Origin of the sequence: Bradyrhizobium sp. JYMT SZCCT0180 (assembly GCF_018130165.1) — a bacterium.
In the GTDB taxonomy this organism is placed as follows: Bacteria; Pseudomonadota; Alphaproteobacteria; order Rhizobiales; family Xanthobacteraceae; genus Bradyrhizobium.
On sequence record NZ_JAFCLZ010000001.1, the window covers coordinates 177,696 to 196,717 of the forward strand.

A 19,022-nucleotide genomic window follows, 5' to 3' on the forward strand; every position below is an offset into this window, starting at 1 on the left:
CAAGTACGCCTCCCGCCATCCCTTCCTTTGCGATGAGAATGCTTGCCCTCTGTTACGGCGGCCTCGCCTATCTGATTTTCCTCGGCACTTTCCTGTACGCGGTCGGCTTCGTCTCGCGACTGGTCGTCCCCAAGACCATCGACACCGGCCCGACCTCTTCGCTGTCGACGGCGTTGCTGATCAATTTGGTGCTGATGTCGATCTTCGCCGTACAGCACAGCGGGATGGCGCGGCAGGGCTTCAAACGAGTGTTCGCACGCTTCGCCTCACCGGCGATCGAGCGCTCCACCTACGTCCTGCTCGCCAGCCTCAGCCTGATCCTGCTGTTCTGGCAATGGCAGCCGATGCCGGCGGTGGTCTGGAACATCGAAGGCCCCGTGTTCGCCGGCGTCGTGACCGCGATTGGCTTCATGGGCTGGCTTATCGTGCTCTACAGCACCTTCCTGATCAGCCATTTCGAGCTGTTCGGATTGACGCAGGTGGTGGCGCATTTCGCCGGACGCCTGACCGCGCCCATCGCGTTCAGGACGCCCGGGCTCTACAGCCTGATCCGGCATCCGATCTATCTCGGCTTTATCATCGCCTTCTGGTCAACGCCTTTCATGACGCTGGGGCACTTGCTGTTCGCGTCAGTGACGACGGCCTACATCTTCGTCGGCATCTGGCTGGAAGAGCGCGACCTGGTCGCATTCTTCGGCGACGAATACCGCAAATATCGCGAACGGGTCGCCATGCTTTTGCCGGGCCTGTTCTGAGCGAACGCGACGATTTCCACGACGACGTGAAAAGGCCCCCGGCGACGCCGGGGGCCTGGAGATCATTGGTCCTTCGCTGGGTTCAGCGGCAGATCGTCTTGTAGGTGACGACGTGCTCGCCGGTGTAGCGATCAAAGCGGGTGACTTTCTTTTCGAAGCAGTCGTCGTTGTAGCCACCGGTGCGGTATCCATGGTCCTGGCGCGCATTGGCCGCAGCGGTGGCGACAACTGCGCCGGCGACCAGAGCGGCGGCGACGCCGAGGACAGAGCGGCCATTGCCGGCGGATGCGGTGGTCGGCGCGACAATCGTCGAGCCAGCGATCAGAGCGACGGTCAGGGTAGCGATGATGGTCTTGCGAAACATGATGATCTCCAGGGGGTATCTGTGGCGGCGAACCATTTCGCCGATGACCTGACCCTAGAGAGCTTCCTTCCGACACGCTGTTCCCTGGGGAACAGGCCAGACTCCGCACCGTAACGAACTACGGCATAACCCGAATGGGTTGGATTACAGCGTCTCTTGCTTGTGGCCGCATTGCTTGCAGGCGAATTTGACGCGGGTGGCGCCCTTTTCGGCCTGCAGGCGGTTTGGCGCGCCACATTTGCCGCAAGTTGTCTCGATCCGCGTATTGCCCTGCTTGATGGTCAGGTTTCTTTTTTCCATGGTCTCGCGGATCAGGCGCTCGGCCTCCTCGCGCATCGCTTGCTTGTCCATCAGCCGCACCTGTCATGAAGAACGCTTGCCGCGCACGTTAGATTGTGACGACGCATCTTCGAAGCGGCGTCACAATCCATCTTATCGTTTGAGCATAATCTCCTCGGAAAACCGGTACCCACTTTTCCGGATCATGTCTGTCAGGCACCTAACACATTTCGATGTCGGCCGTCACGCCGCTTCCGGCGTCAATGCGAGGATGCGCCGCACCAGCGCCAGCGCGGTTTCGGTGGCGGGATCGGCGGAAATGACGGGAACGGCCAGCACCAGCAGATCGACCGGTTGATGCGACAAAATAATCACATGCGTGGCATTGCCGGCCTTCATCAGCGACATCAACCGTTCGACCGCGGGATCCGTCGCGGCAAGGCCCCATGGCGCTTCGGGACGGCGCAACACCCGGCGCGTCGACAGCGCGTTCCGCAACAATGGCGGATCGTAGGCGGCAAGATCGCTTTCGCGGTAGCGCCGGGCACTCTCGAACATCGGATGGCGCGCCAGTTCCGCGATCAATTCGTCGCGGGTACCGGCCGCGGACGCCGCGACGGAATTCAAAACACCCGGCACCTGGGCTTCGAACAGCGCGCGCAGCGTATCGGTCATCAGGCCGATGGTCAGCACGCCCGCAATCGCGATCGCGCAAAACCGCATGATTTGCGCGGCATCGACATCCGGCGACACGCAGGCGGCTGCCGCGCCAAGCAATGCGGAACTCACCAGCCGCAGCGCCGTCATCAGGATACCCTGACGCCGCGTTTCGGTGCCGCTGCCTGCGATCAGGACGGCGGTGACGACCAATAGCGCGCCGAGCGCGCCAAGCCGGACCGGCATATCAGGCGCCAGCGCCTGATAATCCGTGACGATGAAGGGGATCACGATCAGCGCGCCGGCCGCGAGGCGGCCGATGCTGCGGTTTTCGGAGGCCAGCAGCGAGGTACGGTCCCGCGTCGCCAACAGCCACGCGCAAACGACAAATCCCGCAAGCTGGAATATCGCCAGCGCGATCGCATAAGGCGTCGTGTAGCTCTCCAGCCCGAACACGCCGCCGAGGCCGATCACGACCGCGCCCGCCATTGCCGCGATCTTGGCCGCACGCGGCGCGTGACGCCGCAAAATGCCTTCGGTGACAATCAGCGCGCCAAGCGGCAGCAACGCTGCCGGAATCAGCGACAGCCGGTCGAGCAGCACACTGCCGGTCCACCACGCCACGCCGCGCGCAAAAAACAACAGCGCGACCACGCCGAGCAGCAGGAGCAGGCGCAGGGTCAATGGGCTTCGGGGATCGCGCCGGTAGAGCGCGAACATCGCGACGCAAAGCCCGAGCGCGCCGCAGAGATTGACGATGGAATCGGCGATCACGCCTGATGACATCGGGCTCATCGGCCACTCCCTCGCGGCCGCAAGGTGCCGAACGCGCGCGTATCGTCCATCCAGTGCATCACAGGCAGCACCAGCCGTTGCAGCGCCAGCACGGCGGAGGCCGCCAGCAGCGCCGGCATCGAGCCGGCCGGCACCTCGCGCTGCAGATAGCGCCGCGCCCCGGCGAGATCGACGCGGCCGAGCTGCAGCACATCGTCGCCCCTGGCGTAGTCGAGCTCGCGCAGGCAGAACGCGTTGTATTGCTCGTCGCGATGCTTTGGCGCGGCGTCCCAGGTTTTCTTCAGCGCGTCCGACCCGCCGGTATAGGCGTCGGTGATGACGAAACGCCCCTCGTCGAAACCGGCGTCGTCGCCGACGCCGAACACCGCGCGATGGTGCCGCATGATGCCGCGCGCCAGTTGCAGATGGGCGAAGCTCTGCCGTGCGCCGGCATCGGCCGAGGGGTAGACATCCGAAAACGTGTCGCAGACCATGCCGAACACGGAAGGCACCTGCGTGACGTTCGAGATCCATTTGGGACGAAAGCCGTCGCGGGCGAACAGCACCAGCGTGGTCAGGCCGTACAGCACCCAGGACAGCCCCTGCCCCTGCACGTCAGGATCGACCATCACGAGGCCGAGATGGGTGACCTCTTGCTCCTCGCCGTCGAGCTCGACGGACATCACCGACAGCGCGTTGAAGGCGATCGGGCGGCCGGTGGCTTCCTCACGGATCAGCGTGACGATAGCGCGCGACAGACGTTCGCGTTTCCCGGAGAAGATGCCGTAGGTGAGGCTGCCGGCCGGCAGGGTCTTGCCGGCGACGGTGCGCAAATCCGCAACCAGTGCGTCGAGGTCTGGCTGCGCCAGTGAAAGCCCCGGGCTTTCGACGATCCGCGTCTGCAGGCCGGTATGGGTGCGCAAGGTGAGATCGATGGTTTCCTGCGAGAACGCTTTTAGCCAGAACGCGCCATAGCTGCGCAGGCGCCCGGCCGCGGAGCTGATCTGCCCGAGGCCATGACGGATCGCCGAATTGCCGCTCCCAGAAGACGCCATGACACCTGCCATTATACAGGCAAGACTTGTGCGCGGCGCCTGTTAAGGAGCCATGAGTTCGGCCGGTCAGGGTTGCGAAAGGGTAAAAGATGTTTGAACGGCGACGTGAAAGTGGCGGGGACAGTGTGACTAGTCGCGAGATACCTTAAGCCCAAGACTAGCGAGAGAAACGCCAATACAGGCCGTTGCGAGCAGGAGCGGAAAGCCGGAGTAAAAATCGAGGACGATTTGAAGTGCGACCCAATCAGATTGTGGGTCCGGATGCCCCTTCCAGAGGACACGCATTGCAATGGGCGTCCAACTGCCTGTCATAAACCAGTACACGAACTGGCTTAGAGCTCCGAGCGCCGCCCACAATGTTGCTAGCGATCCAAGGACAAACACAAGCCAGCCAAGCTTTCTCGTTAGCCAGATCAAGGCCTAAACCCCTAAGCCAATTGCGACGATCGCCGGACAGACAAACGGCGGATGCCGAAGCACCCGCCGTCTGCCTTCGCCAGCCACGGCGCTCAGGTAACGCGGACCGATTACGTTGATTTGGAAACTTCCATCAGCAGGCGCTCGGCCTTGGCGTCCTCGAGACGGTTCACCATCCGGTCGCTCTCGTGCATGTCGCGCACGGTCTTGGTCAGGGTGACGCAGCACTGCACGAGCATCAGGATGCCCATCGTGAGATAGCCCTTGATCCAGAGATCGACGGGCAGGAAGTAGACGCCGACGGCGACCATGAAGGCCGAGGCCGCGAACGAGACGTAGGTGAAGGTGACCCACGCGTTGCTGTGATGCTGGACATTCTGGTTCATGGCTCGATCCTGCTGATGCGGCTGAAGTGAATGACCGGTCCCGGCCCGCTGACGTGAACCCCGTTGCGGAACTTATCCGCCGTCGGATTTCTGCGCCCGCGCCAGTTAAGGAGATATGACTCAAGCACCCTCAGGTTGCACAAAGGTAAACGATACATTGAGCGGCCATTGCAAATGACTCATGATCGGGAACTGCTGATATCGTCGGGCCGGGTTTTTTGGGCGTTATAGTCGTGCGCAAGCAACGAGCACAGGCCCATGCAGAATGCGCCGCCGAGGCCTAACTGCACCGACATATCCTGCGGCATCGGTCCAAGCAGGGCGCGCGGCAGCACCATGGCCGCCGTCGCGCCGACCAGCGCCGTCAAGGGCGCCCTCAGCAGAAGCGGGATCGCGCGGGCCAGTTGCCCGTCAAGGACGCCCACGATCGCCGAAACCGGAAAGGTGACAAGAAACAACAGCACCGCGAAGAAGAGGACAAAGCTTTCAAAGGGCATTCCAACCGCGACCCAGGTCGCAAGGACGACCGATAACGGACCCAGCAGCAGGAACACCAGCGTTCGATTCATTGAAATCAGCCCTCGTCAAAGTCTGGCTCTGCAATCGTTGATCGGGATCGCTCCCGGATCAAGCCCTGGAGCCGCGATAATCGTGAGACAGCAGCGAGCACACGCCCATGCTGAGTGCGCCGATCATTGCGATCGGAAACAACCGATGCAGCGACGGCGGCACCGTCGTGTTCCCGAGATGGACCCACAAATAGAGCCCGACGGCAACGGCCGCACCGACCATGGTAGTCATGGGAACCCTCAGCCAAATAGGCACGACATAGGCCAGAACTCCATCAACGGGTCCGACGATCGCACATACGATCAGGGTGAAGAAAAACACGATCGGAACGCCGTAGGAATCGAAGTGCGCCCCGATCGCGACGGTAACTATCGACCACGCAGCGAGAACCCCAAATACCGGACCCAGCAATGCGAACACGAGCGCTCGATTCATTGAAGTCAGTCCCTCATTGCCACTTGGCTACGGCCATATTCGTGCGACAGCACCGAGCACACGCCCATGCAGAATGCGCCGCCGATCGCAAGCGCCATCGACATCTCCTGCGGCAGCGGTCCGAGCAAGGCGGCCGGCAGACCAACGGCGGCCACCGCGCCGACGAGCCCGGTCAGGGGCGCCCGCAAGAAGATCGACAAGGAGCGGGACAGGATGCCGTCGACGAGTCCGGTGATTGCCGAGACCAGCAGGGCGATGACAAACACCTGCTTGGCGATGAGCACGAGCCAGGCGTTAAGTCCCCCGCTCGCAACGTCGGGTGACAAGGCGACGAGAACGCCGAGGATCGGGCCCAGCAACAGGAACACCAGCGCCCGTCGCAGCGAGGGCGGACCCCATGCCGGTACGCCGCCAAATTCATCATCGAGAGGATTTTCGGAAGACATATGCATCGTCCTCACCTTTCTCTTGCCAGGTAAATTGGAGTTCGCGCGGGATTGCGCTCCAACGCGATCGTTGATGGGCCGGGGCGCGCCCCCGGAGAAACGGACGGCGGATGCCGAAACACCCGCCGCCCGCCTTCGCCAGCACGCGCCACAGGTTTACGCGGCCTTCGAAACTTCCATCAGCAGGCGCTCGGCTTTCGCATCTTCGATGCGGTTCACCAGCTTGCCGCTTTCGTGCATGTCACGGACGGTCTTGGTCAGGGTGACGCAGCACTGGACCATCATGATGATGCCCATCGTGAGATAGCCCTTCATCCAGAGATCGATCGGCAGATAAAACAGGCCGACGGCGACCATGAAGACGGAGGCGGCGAACGAAACATAGGTGAAGGTGACCCAGGCATTGCTGTGGGGTTGGACATTCTGGTTCATGATAATCTCCTGTGTGTGGACGTTTGAGGTTGGGTATCAATCGAAGGCTTGCTTCACAAAGTAAGTTCAGGTCGTCTGCGTGCGCTTGGCGTTCAGCCGCGCGAGCACGTCGTCGGCGGTGGTTTTCAGTCGCGGGCCAAAGCCCTGTTCGGCGAGCTTCTCGGCGGTCGCCAGCGGTCCTGAGGCGGCATCGAGTTCGATCAGGGCTTCGTCGGCGGCCTGGGCTTCCATCTGCCTTTCGCGCAGACGCTTCAGTGTCCGCTCGGCTTCCGGCAGCGTGGATTCGTAAGGGCGCGTCGCCTCCACCCCGCCGCGGCGCATGGCGCGGACCGCTTCCGAAGCACGGGCGATGCGGCGACCGCGGTCGAGTTCGGTGATCCGGGACTCCGCACCGGCGACCTGGCGCTTCATCCGCGTGATCTCGGACGCGAACAGCGTGCGCGCGGTCATCGCGGCGTCGCGGTCGGCTTCGAGGTTGGCGATGGCCTGCGCGGCCTCGCGGGCGAGATCTTCCCGGCCGGCATCAAGCGCCGCGGTGGTGCGCACTTCGAGATCGGCGATCCGGGCGTTGGTGGCGTCGAGCCGGCGGCCCTCCTGCTGATCGCCTGCGATCGCCAGCGCCAGCGTCCGCTTGGAACGCTCGACCGCCGCGGCGGCGTCGCGCATCTGCTGGTCGAGGATCAGAAGCGCCGAGCGGTCTTCCAGTTCTTCTCCCGCCGCAGCCACGCTGCCCCGGAAAAGCGTCAAAACAGTTTTGAACATTTGCAGCTCCCTGTGTTATGAGCATTGCTCATGAATTAGTTGTAGCACATCTTGAGCATTGCTCAAGAACTATTTTGAGCATCGCTCAAGAAAAATGAGAGAAATGTCTAAGGCACTGGAAAGACGAGCTAAATTACGCAAGGATTTGATCCTGGCGGCGGAACGGAGCATTTCCACGGGCGGTTTGGGGGCCCTGAAGACGCGGGAACTGGCGCGGGAGATCGGCTGCGCCAACGGGGCGGTGTATAATCTGGTCGACGATATGGACGAACTGGTCCTGCTGGTGGGATCGCGTACGCTGCGACGGCTCGACGCCGCCCTGAGCGAGGCCGAAAGCGCAGGTCCCCCCTCACCGGCCGAAACGCTGGTGCGCATTGCGGTCGCCTATTGCGACTTCGCCGCCGAAAATCTCGAACTCTGGCGCGCACTGTTCGAACACCGCATGACGCCGGGTAAACCGATTCCGGAATGGGCGGTCAGCGAGCAGATGGACCTGTTTCGTCACATCTTCCAGCCGCTCGCGGCACTGCTGCCGTCACGATCTCCAGGCGAACTCGGCGTCACGGCGCGCAGTCTTTTCTCGGCCGTGCACGGCATGGTGCTGCTCGGCCTCGAACAGAAGCTGATCGCGGTGCCGGTCGAGGCGCTGCGCGCGGAGATCGCGGTGATCGTGCGGGCGATGGTGAAGGGGCTGACCTAGAGCCATATCCGTTCCGATCAAATCGGAACGGGGCTCTGGATTCTTAGTTTGACGCGTTTTCTTGACGCGAACCGGTATCCACTTCGCTCGAAAACGCTCTAGCCTCGCAATGCAGCCGGCATCGCCTGCGGCGCCCACGCAAGTCCAAGGGAGGCGAGCGCATGGAACAGGCCGCACACGAACCAGCCCATCGTCAGCGCCAGAAACGACAACTTCGCCAGGATATCAGCCAGCGGCAAATCATGGCCCGCGATCGAGCTGTTGTAGATCTGGGCCGAAATCACCAGCAACAGCGCGCCGATCAGGGCAAAGAAAGTGGCGCGCTGCGATCTGGTGAGCCACCGCATCACCAAAAAGTAGAACGGCGAGACGAACGCCCCCGCCATCAAACCACCGACGATCCAGAAATCCGCCATCTCAGCCCCCTGAGTTTCTCGTAAGCCAGAGATACACGGGAGGCGTTGAAGGGCGTTGCGGAGGTGGAGTCGGATTTTAGTAAAATTGTATCGACCCGTAGGGTGGGCAAAGCCACCGGGTCGCGCGAATGCGCGCCCGATGACAGGCTCCGCGTGCCCACCATTACACGATCGGGCTAGAATGGTGGGCACGGCGCAAGGGCGCCTTTGCCCACCCTACATGTTCGTCACACCGTCAGAACCGTAGACCCCGTGGTCTTGCGCGCGGCGAGATCGGCATGGGCCTTGGCCGCGTCCTTTAGCGGATAGGTCTGGTGCACCTCGATCTTGACCGCGCCTGATTTCACCACCTCGAACAATTCGTTCGCCATCGCCACGAGATTCTCGCGCTTGGCGGCGTAGGTGAACAGCGTCGGGCGGGTGACGTAGAGCGATCCCTTCGCAGCCAGCAGGCCGAGGTTGAGCGGTTCGACCGGACCGGAGGCCGCGCCGAACAGCGCGGCGACGCCGAGCGGCGCCAGGCAATCGAGCGATTTCAGGAACGTGTCCTTGCCGACGGAATCATACACCACGGGCACCTTGGCGCCGCCGGTGATTTCGTCGACCCGTTTTACGAAATCCTCCTTGGTGTAAATGATCGTGTGGGCGCAACCATGGGCTTGCGCGAGCTTCGCCTTCTCCTCACTGCCGACGGTGCCGATCACGGTGGCGCCGAGATGCTTGGCCCACTGGCCGAGGATCAGGCCGACGCCGCCGGCGGCGGCATGCAGCAGGATGGTATCGCCGGATTTGACGCGATAGGTCTGGCGGATCAAATATTGCGTGGTCAGACCCTTCAGCATCATCGCGGCCGCGGTCTTGTCATCGATGCCGTCGGGCAGCTTCAGCAGGCGATCGGCCGGAATCAGCCGCGCCTCGGAATAGGCGCCAAGCGGCGAGGCGCCATAGGCGACGCGATCACCGGGCTTCAGGTCGGTGACGCCGGGACCTACTTCCTCGACCACGCCGGCGCCCTCGCTGCCGAGCCCGCTCGGCAGTTGCTGGGGATAGACCCCCGAGCGGTTGTAGATGTCGACGAAGTTCAAACCAACCGCGGTGTGGCGGATGCGCGCCTCGCCGGGGCCGGGCTTGCCTACCTGGACTTCCTCCCAGCTAAGGACCTCGGGACCGCCGGTCTTATGAAAACGAATGGCGTGCGTCATGGGATGCTTCTTCCTTCGGGTGGGATGAAAAGAGAAAAATGTTGCGGCGGTTCAGGTCTCGATGATGACGTAGCTGTCCTCGACATGGACCGCGAACGTCTCGGCCACGTAAGGGCCCTTCTCGAGGTCTTCAAGACCTTTGGCAAGATCTTCGACAAGTGCTTCGCCGCTTTCGATCGCGACCGGATAGGAGCGGATCTTGAAGCGCTTCGGATCGAAATATGATTGGCCGTTGCGCATGTCGAATTCCCAGCCGTGCCAGGCGCAACGCAGCAGTTCGCCGACCCGCGAGCGCCGATAGACGCCCGGCTCCGGCGAGGTCAAGCGCGCCACGCACGCCGCCTTTTCCAGCGGCGCACCGGCATGCGGACAGCGATTGAGCAACGCGAAGAACTCGCCATTGACGTGGAACACGACGATATCGCGGCCTTCGACGCCGAAAACCTTGTTGCCGCCGGGCGGGATGTCTGACGTGCGGGCGACGATGTGCCGGGTCATTATAGTTTGTACACCCCGCGCGCATTGCTCGAGAAAATCTTCTGCCGCTCGATCTCCGACAGCGGGGTCCTGAACGCGAAGCGCGGATCGTCAAAATCCCAATGCGGGTAATCCGACGAGAACAGCAGGCGATCGACACCGACCCATTCGATCAGCGAGCGCAGATGTTTTGCCTCGTCCGGCTCGTCGATCGGCTGCGTCGTGAACCAGAAATGCTCCTTCACATATTCCGACGGCTTGCGCTTCAGGTGCGGCACCTCGCTGCGGAAGGTCTCGAAATGCCGGTCCATCCGCCACATGGCGGGCGGGATCCAGCCGAAGCCGCCTTCGATGAACACGATCTTCAGGTTCGGGAAACGTTCAGGGATTCCTTCGAGCACGAGGCTGCAGAGCATCGACGCCATGGTATGCGCGTTGCTCTGGTGCTCCTCGGCATAATAAGACGGCCAGCCGCCACCGGTCGGCGCGTGCCCGCCATAGCCGCCGACGTGAATGCCGAGCGGCAGGCCGAGCTCCTGGGCGCGCTCATAGATCGGCCAGTAACGCCGCCGCCCCAGCGGTTCGTTGGCGCGCGGGCAGACGTTGATCTGCACATAGCGGCCGGTCTTGGCGCAGCGTTCGATCTCGGCGATGGCGAGCGCGGTGTCGTCCTGTCCGGCGAGGATCGAGGCCTTCAGGCGCGGATCGCGATCCGACCAGAAGGCGAGCTGCCAGTCGTTGATGGCGCGCTGGATCGCGGCGCCGAATTCGAGATTCTGCTGCGAGAAGATGAAGAGGTCGAGCACCTGCAAAATGCCGTACTCGACATCGAGGGGATCGAGGTGCTGCTTCTGCATGAAGGCAAGATCGGAACCCGGAGGCCCGCCGGTCGGCGGCCACGCGTCACGCCGCGCGATCAAGGGCGAAGAGCGCGGATAGGGCGTGGTGCCGATGTAGGGCGTGCGAAGATGGCTGCCATACTCCCTGAAATGCTGTTGCCAGCGCTTCGTCATGAACTGGTCGAGGTCGCTATGCGCATGAATGCTCGGATGCACGTCGCAATCGATGATCCGCAGCCGGCTCTTGGCGGCGACTTCCTGTTCAAGAATCGGGCGGTCGATGACATCACTCATGCGATCCTCCTTGGTAGAATGTTAAGCCGCAAGCTTCAGCCGCGGAAACGTCTCAAGCGGATTGTCGGCGCACATACGCTGCACGATGCTGGCCGGCAGATGCGGCGGCATCGCGTCATCGCCGTCGAACTGCCAGTGCGGATAATCGGACGCAAACAGGAACATCTTGTCGGAACCGATCTGTTCGATGATATCGGCAACACCAGCCGCATCCGGCGGGCCATCGAACGGCTGCATGGTGACGCGAAAATGATCGCGGATGATCGCGGCCGGTTCGCGCTCGACCCAGGGCACCTCGACGCGCACGCCGCGCCAGGTCTTGTTGGCGCGCCACATGAAGGCGGGCAGCCAGCTGACGCCTGATTCCATCAGCACCACTTTGAGGCCGGGGAATTTGCCGAACACGCCCTCATAGACCAGGCTCAGTATCTGGGCCTGAAACGCCTGCGCCTCCATCAAATAAAATTCGTAGCGGTAGGACGGCCAGCCGACCGAACTCGGCGCGCCGCGATACTGGCTGCCGGCATGGATCGCGATCGGGAGCTTGTGTTTCTCGGCGGCCTGGTACACCGGCCAGAAGTGCCGCTTGCCGAGCAGCTGATCGCCCTGCGCCAGCACCAGCACGGAGACAAAACGATTGTCGGCGGCCCTGCGTTCGATTTCCTCGACAGCGAGATCCGGCGCCTGCATCGGCACCACGATCGAGGCGCTCAAACGCGGATCCTTTGCCAGCCATTCGGCCGATATCCAGTCGTTGATCGCCTTGCAGAAGTCTGCCGCCATATAGGGATCGAACACCGCCTGCGCGCCGTAGAGCACGTTGCAGATCGCGTGGCTGGCGCCGAGCTGGTCGAACGCACCGCGCTGCACCATCGCCAAATCACTGCCCGGCTTGCCCATCGCGGGGCGCCAGTCGGCGCGGCCGGACAGCGGCATGCTCGGCGGATAGGAATTGAGATCGAGGCCGTCGATGGCGCGGCTGACGACCTGCTCTTTCCAGTGATCGTCGAGATAGGGCAGCAGCGTGGTGCGGGTTCCGCCCACCGCGGGATGGATGTCGCAGTCGATCCGCGTGGCGCTCATGCGCGTTTCCCTGGAATATCTCGTTATTGGCGACCGTTCCGCCGCGCCGCAAATGTGCCGCCGATGCCCCGGCAGCGCAAGGGTCGAGCGTGGAAACCGACCGGGTGGCAGACCTTGGATGGACGCATAGCGAGCGAAATCCGCGGCTTGCGGCACGGCGGCAAAGCGCAAATACTCGCATCAAGCGGGCCGGGAAAGATTCCACCTGAACCCGCAAGAAACAAGGACCGGGGGAGAAACGTTATGACGCATACGGAGCGGAAGGCCGCCAGTAGCGAGAACAGCATGCAGATCGACCGGCGCAGATTCCTGGGGAGCACGGGTCTTGCTGCCTTCGGCATCACCCTCGGCATTTCCGGCGGCGGCGCCGGCATTCCCGCCGCCTATGCACAAGGCGCCGCGCCCGCAGCGGCCGCGCCGAAGGGGCCGCAATATCTGAAATTCCCCGGCAAGAATGAAAAGCTCGTCCTGCTCGGCGACAAGCCGCTGGTGGCGGAGACGCCGGAGAGCCTGCTCGACGACGACACCACGCCGATCGAAAAATTCTTCATCCGCAACAACGGACAGCTGCCCGAAGAAACGAAGAATCCCGACGCCTGGAAAATCACCATCGACGGCGAGGTCAACAACAAGATCGAGATCACGCTCGGCGAGTTGAAATCGAAATACAAGGCAGTGACGCGGCGCATCGTGCTGGAGTGCGGCGGCAACGGCCGCGGGGCGTTCTCGCCGCCGGCGCGCGGCAACCAGTGGAGCAATGGCGGGGTCGGCTGCGCCGAATGGACCGGCGTGCCGCTTGCCGATGTGCTCAAGAGCGCAGGGCTGAAGCCAAGCGCAAAATACACCGCGCATTATGCCGCCGATTTGCATCTGTCCGGTGACGCAACCAAGCCGACCATCTCGCGCGGCGTTCGGATCGAAAAAGCGATGGATCCCAACACGCTGATCGTATGGGCCATGAACGGCCAGCCGCTGCCGAACATCCATGGCGGGCCGGTGCGCCTGATCGTGCCGGGCTGGCCCGGCTCGGCATCGCAAAAATGGCTGACGCGCATCACCATCCGCGACAAGGAACATGACGGGCCGGGCATGACCGAATTTTCCTATCGCGTTCCGATCAAGCCGATGATCCCGGGCGACAAGGGCGACCCGGCGAATTTCCGGATCCTGGAATCGATGCCGGCTCGCTCTGTCATCACCAGCCCGGCGAACGGCGCCAAGTTCGCCGCCGGGACGAAGGAGCTGAAACTGCGCGGCGCGTCATGGGCCGGCGATCTCACGGTCAAGCAGATCGACGTCTCGACCGATTTCGGGGCGAGCTGGCAGCGGGCGAAACTGGAAAAGCCGAAGAACAAATATGACTGGCAGCGCTGGACCGCGAGCGTGAAGCTGGCTTCCGACGGCTATTTCGAAATCTGGACCCGCGCGACCGATTCAAAGGGAACGATGCAGCCGCACCAGGCCGGTTTCTGGAATCCGCAGGGCTATGGCGGCAACGCCATGCACCGGATCGCGGTGCTGGTGGGCTGATGCTGCGAGCTTTGGGAATGGCGGTCGCCACACTGCTGTCGATGACGCCGGCGATCGCCCAGACCGCCTTCACGCCGCGTGACGAAAGCCCGGAGGAATTTGCCGCCGGGGCCGGCCGCGACGAGACCTTCTATGCCTGCACCGCCTGCCATGGCTTCAAGCTCGTGGCCCAGCAAGGTTTGACGCGCGCGCAGTGGGACGATTCGATCAACCTGATGATCAGGCGTCACAACATGCCGCCACTCGACGACAAGGATCGCGCCGTGGTGCTGGGCTATCTCGAAGCTGCCTATCCGCCGCGGCCGCCGGCGGGTCGCGGCGGCTGGCAGAACCCGTTTGCCAAGTGAGGCGACGCGGTTCGCACAGCGGCGGCGGCGCTGGTTCTTCATTTGAACCGGACAATAGAGGTTCCCGACATCAGAACCGGGGCCGGTTCCTTGCGCTCGCGGCTCCGGATCATCCGAGGTACCTCCGCTGCGCAGTAGAGGGAAAAAACGGCATGAGCGTAGGTTAGGCGCCGCAGGCAAGCATTACTTGCCATCTGCTGTCCGTAAAACGGCGACGTACCGAACTCTCCGTTTCTTCCAAGTGGCAGCGTTGGTGCCATCGGCAGGCTCTTTCAAGACTTCCGCCTTTCTGAAAGCCAACCGGACGCGCGTTTGTACGCGTGAGCCCAGTTCTGTGACGAGCAGATAGGCCGAGCCCTGCCAACTTTGTGCAGTCTGGGGGAGAACGGCAACAGCACCTTTCAGCAACCACTACGTGACCGGCCCCCTTCTCGCTGCCATCGCTGACCTCAAGGGAGATGGCAAATTGGATCTTGAGTGCGGGCACTACTCGCCTCGCATGGTCTCAAAGGGAGAAGTCAAATGGCGATAACGTTTGCCACACACACCGACTATGCCGTTGGACCTCAGCCGCAATTCATCACCAATGGAGACCTGAACTCCGACGGTGTCCTTGACCTGGTCGTTGCGGACCGGAGCGGCGGGTTTGTTTCAGTGCTGCTCGGGACCGTCAATGGCACCTTTCTGGCACCCACGAACTATTCGACTGGATCGGGCAGCAGGATGGTAAAACTGGGTGACTTTGACAATGACGGGGCGCTTGACATAGCGGTCACGAACAACAGTTCCCAGAATGTTTCAGTATTACTTGGAAACGGCGATGGCACTTTTGGGGCAGCGACGAACTTCGCGGCAGGGTCGGGCCCTTTTGGTTTAACCGTTGGGGACTTCAATTCTGATGCCATGCTCGACCTTGCGGTAGCAAACGTAGGCTCGAACAACGTATCTGTGTTGCTCGGCAACGGTAATGGTACATTTGGTCCGGCCTTGGACATCGCGGTAGGACAAGGTCCGAGTGATGTTACCAACGGCGACTTTAATGGTGACGGGGAGCTTGACCTCGCCGTTTCGAGCAGTGGGGCCAACTACCTATCGGTGCTGATCGGAAATGGTGATGGCACCTTCAGCCCACCAATTAATTTCGCTACAGGCCCATACAATCCATATCGTATCACTACCGCCGATGTTAATGGGGATGGCAAGCTTGACCTACTAACAGCCAATGCCGTCTATGATAACGTGTCGGTACTGCTTGGAAATGGCAATGGCAGCTTTGGGGCGGCCACGGCCTTTACGACGGGGCCAGAGCCTTTTGCTATCGAAGTGGCCGATTTTAACGATGATGGCAAGCTTGATGTGGCTGCCGCAACCATTGGCAATAATAAGATCGCGGCACTGCTCGGCTTAGGGGACGGTACGTTTGCCGCGCCGCTTCATTTTGACGTCGGCTCTAGCCCCCAATCTCTCACGAGTGGGGATTTTAACGGAGATGGCAAGCAAGATATAGCTGCTTCCAATGTTTTCAGTGGCAGCGTTTCAGTTCTGCTGAATACAACAACAACACCCAACAACGCTCCAGTTATCACCTCCAACGACGGTGAGTTGGCTGTCTTCTACCCCTTCGATGAAACGGGCGGTTCGATCGCGCACGACCAGCAGGGCGAGCACGATGGGACGATTATCGGCGCCACTCACGTGCCGGGAGTGACAGGTAACGCCCTGCAATTCAATGGATCGTCGGATTATGTCAGCGTGCCCGATTCACCCGATTGGAATTTGGGAAGCGAGTTCACCATCGAGTTCTGGGCCAACTTCAATTCCGTCCCCGATGGTGGCCAGGGAGGCGGCTTAGGGGGTGTCCCGATAGGGCAAGATGAAGGTGGCGGATCACGGAATAAATGGTTCTTCGAAGTCTTTTCCGGGGGGATCGGCTTCCACGTCAACACAACCAGCGGAGAGCTCTTCTTTATTGCCGCCCCGTTTGAGCCCACACCCGGACAGTGGTACGCGTTCGCTCTCACCAAGTCTGGATCGTCCTACCAGTTTTATGTCGACGGGCAACTTGTCGGCTCGGCCGAAGCGACATTGGCCATCCCGGATGTCGCCGCGCCGCTGATGATCGGGCGGGCCGAGGAAGCTTTTTACTTCGATGGCCAGCTTGACGGTGTGGCAATTCATCACCGCGCGTTGTCGCCAGCCGAGGTCCAGCAGGGCTATCAGGATGGCGCAACGACGCCAGATGCAATCTCTGCAACAATCTCGATATCCGAAAATACCACCGCGGTAACGACGGTAACGGCGACCGACCCCGATGCTGGCCAAACTCTGAGCTATTCAATCGTTGGCGGCGCTGATGACGCGCTGTTCACGATCGACACGGAGACCGGCGCGCTCGCCTTCGTCACGGCGCCTGACTTCGAGGCTCCAGCCGACGACGGTCCCAACAATGTCTATGACGTGACCGTGGAGGTCTCGGATGGCAACGGCGGCACAGATACGCAAGCAATCGCGGTCACCGTGACAGATGAGAATGAGGCCCCGACCATCACCTCCAACGACGGTGAGTTGGCTGTCTTCTACCCCTTCGATGAGACTGGCGGTTCGATCGCGCACGATCAGCAAGGCGAGCACGACGGAACAATTTTTGGCGCCACTCACGTGCCGGGAGTGACGGGTAACGCCCTGCAATTCAACGGTTCGTCGGATTATGTCAGCGTGCCCGATTCACCCGATTGGAATTTGGGAAGCGGCGACTTCACCATCGAGTTCTGGGTCAATTTTAACTCCATCCCCGGCGGCGGCCTCAATGGTGACGCCCCCATAGCGCAAGACGAAGGTGGTGGAACAACGAACAAGTGGCTCTTGAATTTTAACGGGAGCAGCATTGACTTTCACTTCGTCAACCCATCCCTCGGAGGGAGTGTCTCTATTTCTGCACCATTTGAGCCGGCAACCGGACAGTGGTACGCGTTCGCTCTCACCAAGTCTGGATCGACCTACCAGTTTTATGTCGACGGGCAACTTGTCGGCTCGGCCAACGAGACATTGGTCATCCCGGATGTCGCCGCGCCGCTGACAATCGGGCAGGCCGAGGGAGCTCTTTACTTCGATGGCCAGCTTGACGGTGTGGCAATCCATCACCGCGCGTTGTCGCAAGCCGAGGTCCAGCAGGGCTATCAGGATGGCGCAGCAGCGCCAGATGCAATCTCTGCAACAATCTCGATACCCGAAAATACCACCGCGGTGACGACGGTTGTCGCAACCGATCCGGATGCTGGCCAAACTCTGAGCTACTCAATCGCTGGCGGCGCTGATGCCGAGCTGTTCGCGATCGACACGGAGACCGGCGCGCTCGCCTTCGTCACGGCGCCCGACTTCGAGGCTCCAGCCGACGACGGCACCAACAATGTCTATGACGTGACCGTGGAGGTCTCGGACGGCAACGGCGGCCTCGACACACAGGCCATATCGGTCACCGTGACCGATGAGAATGAGAATGAGAACGAGGCGCCGACCATCACGTCGAACGGCGGCGGCGACACGGCGGCGGTAAGCATCTTGGAGAACGCCACCGCGGTGACGACGGTGGAGGCCACCGATCCGGATACGGCGCCGGCGTCGTTGAGCTATTCAATCACCGGCGGCGCGGACGCCCTCAAGTTCACGATCAATTCGACCACGGGCGCGCTCGCCTTCGAAAACGCCCCGGACTTTGAGGTCAAGGCCGATGCCGGTGCCGACAACGTCTACGACGTGACCGTCCAGGTCTCGGACGACAACGGCGGCACTGACACGCAGGCGATTGCCGTCACAATCCAGAATGTACCCGGGCTCACCATCAATGGCACCAGCAAAGCAGACACCCGGACGGGAGCGGGCGAGGAGGATGTCATCAACGGGCTGGGCGGCAACGATACGCTGAGCGGTCTGGCTGGCAACGATGTGCTCAATGGCGGGGCCGGCAACGACACGCTTAATGGCGGCACAGGCAATGACGCCATGACCGGAGGGACTGAAAACGACACCTACGTCGTCGACAGTCTTGGCGACACGGTGACCGAAGCCGTGGGCCAGGGCACAGATACAATCGAGACGACGCTCAATTCGTTCTCGCTGGGCAGCGTGGCCAACCTCGAGAACCTGACCTTTACCGGAGCCGGGAACTTTGTCGGGACGGGCAATGCCCTGAGCAATACGATCAGGGGAGGCAACGGAAACGATCGCTTTGTCGCGACCATTGGCGACGGCAATGACAGTTACTTCGGCGGCAACGGTGTGGATACGATCGACCTGTCCGGCACCACGGCTGCGGCTACCGTCACCGGCGGCAACGCAACGAGCGCCCAGATCGGCAGTGATGCGTTAAACGGCATCGAAAATGTGATCGGCAGCCAGGGAAACGACCAGATCACCGGCACCGGCGACGCGAACGTGATCGAGGGCGGCGACGGCAATGACAATATCAACGCCGGCGGCGGCGCCGACCGCATTATCGGCGGAGCGGGCAACGACACGATGGACGGCGCCGGCGGCAGCGACAACTTCATATTTGCAGCCGGCTTCGGAAACGACAGCATCACTGCTTTCGACGCCGACCCGAAAGGCGGGCAGGATCTCCTCGACATTTCGGCATTCGGGATAGCGGGCGGCGATTTTACCACCAGAGTCACCATTGCCGACGTCGGGGCTGATACGCTCGTCACGATCGACGGCGACCCAGGCCAGACGATCCGGTTGGTTGGCATCGGCAACGCCGCAACAGTTACGCAGACCGACTTCTTGCTCTAAACGTCACACAAAAC

20 protein-coding genes are annotated in these 19,022 nt (G+C 61.8%); 5 read left to right on the forward strand and 15 right to left on the reverse strand.

Annotated elements, in window-relative coordinates:
* Positions 1–32: 32 nt before the first annotated feature.
* Positions 33–755, forward strand: coding sequence for a methanethiol S-methyltransferase (gene mddA, locus JQ641_RS00810; RefSeq protein WP_502754925.1), 723 nt, complete (start codon positions 33–35; stop codon positions 753–755).
* An 82-nt stretch (positions 756–837) separates the two neighbouring features.
* Here mddA and JQ641_RS00815 read toward each other — a convergent pair whose 3' ends face one another.
* The 10 genes from JQ641_RS00815 to JQ641_RS00860 form a co-directional block, all read right to left on the reverse strand.
* A complete protein-coding gene (locus JQ641_RS00815) occupies positions 838–1,119 on the reverse strand; it encodes a hypothetical protein (RefSeq protein WP_211993848.1) in 282 nt (93 codons plus the stop codon).
* 144 nt (positions 1,120–1,263) lie between these two features.
* Positions 1,264–1,470, reverse strand: a complete 207-nt coding sequence (locus tag JQ641_RS00820) for a hypothetical protein (RefSeq protein WP_192740350.1) — start codon at positions 1,468–1,470, stop codon at positions 1,264–1,266.
* A gap of 171 nt (positions 1,471–1,641) precedes the next feature.
* The gene (locus tag JQ641_RS00825; RefSeq protein WP_211994262.1) at positions 1,642–2,841 is read right to left on the reverse strand and encodes a hypothetical protein; all 1,200 of its coding nucleotides are present in this window, start codon (positions 2,839–2,841) and stop codon (positions 1,642–1,644) included.
* A gap of 5 nt (positions 2,842–2,846) precedes the next feature.
* Complete coding sequence (locus JQ641_RS00830) at positions 2,847–3,884, reverse strand: hypothetical protein (protein ID WP_211993851.1); 1,038 nt, start codon at positions 3,882–3,884, stop codon at positions 2,847–2,849.
* A gap of 527 nt (positions 3,885–4,411) precedes the next feature.
* Complete coding sequence (locus tag JQ641_RS00835; RefSeq protein ID WP_192740352.1) at positions 4,412–4,687, reverse strand: YiaA/YiaB family inner membrane protein; 276 nt, start codon at positions 4,685–4,687, stop codon at positions 4,412–4,414.
* Between the two features lie 179 nt (positions 4,688–4,866).
* Positions 4,867–5,241: a hypothetical protein gene (locus JQ641_RS00840; protein WP_211993854.1), complete on the reverse strand. Its 375-nt coding sequence runs from the start codon at positions 5,239–5,241 to the stop codon at positions 4,867–4,869.
* A gap of 73 nt (positions 5,242–5,314) precedes the next feature.
* Positions 5,315–5,692 (reverse strand): hypothetical protein, encoded by a 378-nt coding sequence (locus JQ641_RS00845; protein ID WP_211993856.1) that lies wholly within the window; start codon positions 5,690–5,692, stop codon positions 5,315–5,317.
* Between the two features lie 5 nt (positions 5,693–5,697).
* Positions 5,698–6,138, reverse strand: a complete 441-nt coding sequence (locus JQ641_RS00850) for a hypothetical protein (RefSeq protein ID WP_211993857.1) — start codon at positions 6,136–6,138, stop codon at positions 5,698–5,700.
* A gap of 156 nt (positions 6,139–6,294) precedes the next feature.
* Complete coding sequence (locus tag JQ641_RS00855; protein WP_192740356.1) at positions 6,295–6,570, reverse strand: YiaA/YiaB family inner membrane protein; 276 nt, start codon at positions 6,568–6,570, stop codon at positions 6,295–6,297.
* Between the two features lie 66 nt (positions 6,571–6,636).
* Entirely contained in the window at positions 6,637–7,332 is a 696-nt protein-coding gene (locus JQ641_RS00860) for a PspA/IM30 family protein (RefSeq protein ID WP_211993859.1), read from the reverse strand.
* Between the two features lie 103 nt (positions 7,333–7,435).
* Here JQ641_RS00860 and JQ641_RS00865 point away from each other — a divergent pair, with 103 nt between their 5' ends.
* Entirely contained in the window at positions 7,436–8,032 is a 597-nt protein-coding gene (locus JQ641_RS00865) for a TetR/AcrR family transcriptional regulator (RefSeq protein ID WP_211993862.1), read from the forward strand.
* 98 nt (positions 8,033–8,130) lie between these two features.
* Here JQ641_RS00865 and JQ641_RS00870 read toward each other — a convergent pair whose 3' ends face one another.
* The 5 genes from JQ641_RS00870 to JQ641_RS00890 form a co-directional block, all read right to left on the reverse strand.
* Positions 8,131–8,448 (reverse strand): hypothetical protein, encoded by a 318-nt coding sequence (locus tag JQ641_RS00870; RefSeq protein WP_211993864.1) that lies wholly within the window; start codon positions 8,446–8,448, stop codon positions 8,131–8,133.
* Between the two features lie 227 nt (positions 8,449–8,675).
* On the reverse strand, positions 8,676–9,650 hold the full coding sequence (locus tag JQ641_RS00875) for a quinone oxidoreductase family protein (protein WP_211993866.1): 975 nt from the start codon (positions 9,648–9,650) through the stop codon (positions 8,676–8,678).
* 51 nt (positions 9,651–9,701) lie between these two features.
* Positions 9,702–10,148, reverse strand: a complete 447-nt coding sequence (locus JQ641_RS00880) for a Rieske (2Fe-2S) protein (RefSeq protein WP_211993869.1) — start codon at positions 10,146–10,148, stop codon at positions 9,702–9,704.
* Entirely contained in the window at positions 10,148–11,260 is a 1,113-nt protein-coding gene (locus tag JQ641_RS00885; protein ID WP_211993871.1) for an amidohydrolase family protein, read from the reverse strand. The genes JQ641_RS00880 and JQ641_RS00885 overlap by 1 nt, the downstream gene beginning before the upstream one ends.
* A 21-nt stretch (positions 11,261–11,281) precedes the next feature.
* A complete protein-coding gene (locus JQ641_RS00890; protein WP_211993873.1) occupies positions 11,282–12,343 on the reverse strand; it encodes an amidohydrolase family protein in 1,062 nt (353 codons plus the stop codon).
* Between the two features lie 243 nt (positions 12,344–12,586).
* On the opposite strand from JQ641_RS00890, the gene JQ641_RS00895 reads away from it, so the two are divergent.
* From JQ641_RS00895 to JQ641_RS00905, 3 genes are all read left to right on the forward strand, one after another.
* On the forward strand, positions 12,587–13,873 hold the full coding sequence (locus tag JQ641_RS00895) for a sulfite oxidase (RefSeq protein WP_211993875.1): 1,287 nt from the start codon (positions 12,587–12,589) through the stop codon (positions 13,871–13,873).
* Positions 13,874–13,890: 17 nt separating this feature from the next.
* Positions 13,891–14,220, forward strand: a complete 330-nt coding sequence (locus JQ641_RS00900) for a hypothetical protein (RefSeq protein WP_249150127.1) — start codon at positions 13,891–13,893, stop codon at positions 14,218–14,220.
* A 522-nt stretch (positions 14,221–14,742) separates the two neighbouring features.
* Positions 14,743–19,008 carry an FG-GAP-like repeat-containing protein gene (locus tag JQ641_RS00905; protein ID WP_211993879.1) on the forward strand — a complete coding sequence of 1,422 codons (4,266 nt, stop codon included), beginning with the start codon at positions 14,743–14,745 and terminating at the stop codon, positions 19,006–19,008.
* The last annotated feature ends 14 nt before the right edge of the window (positions 19,009–19,022 follow it).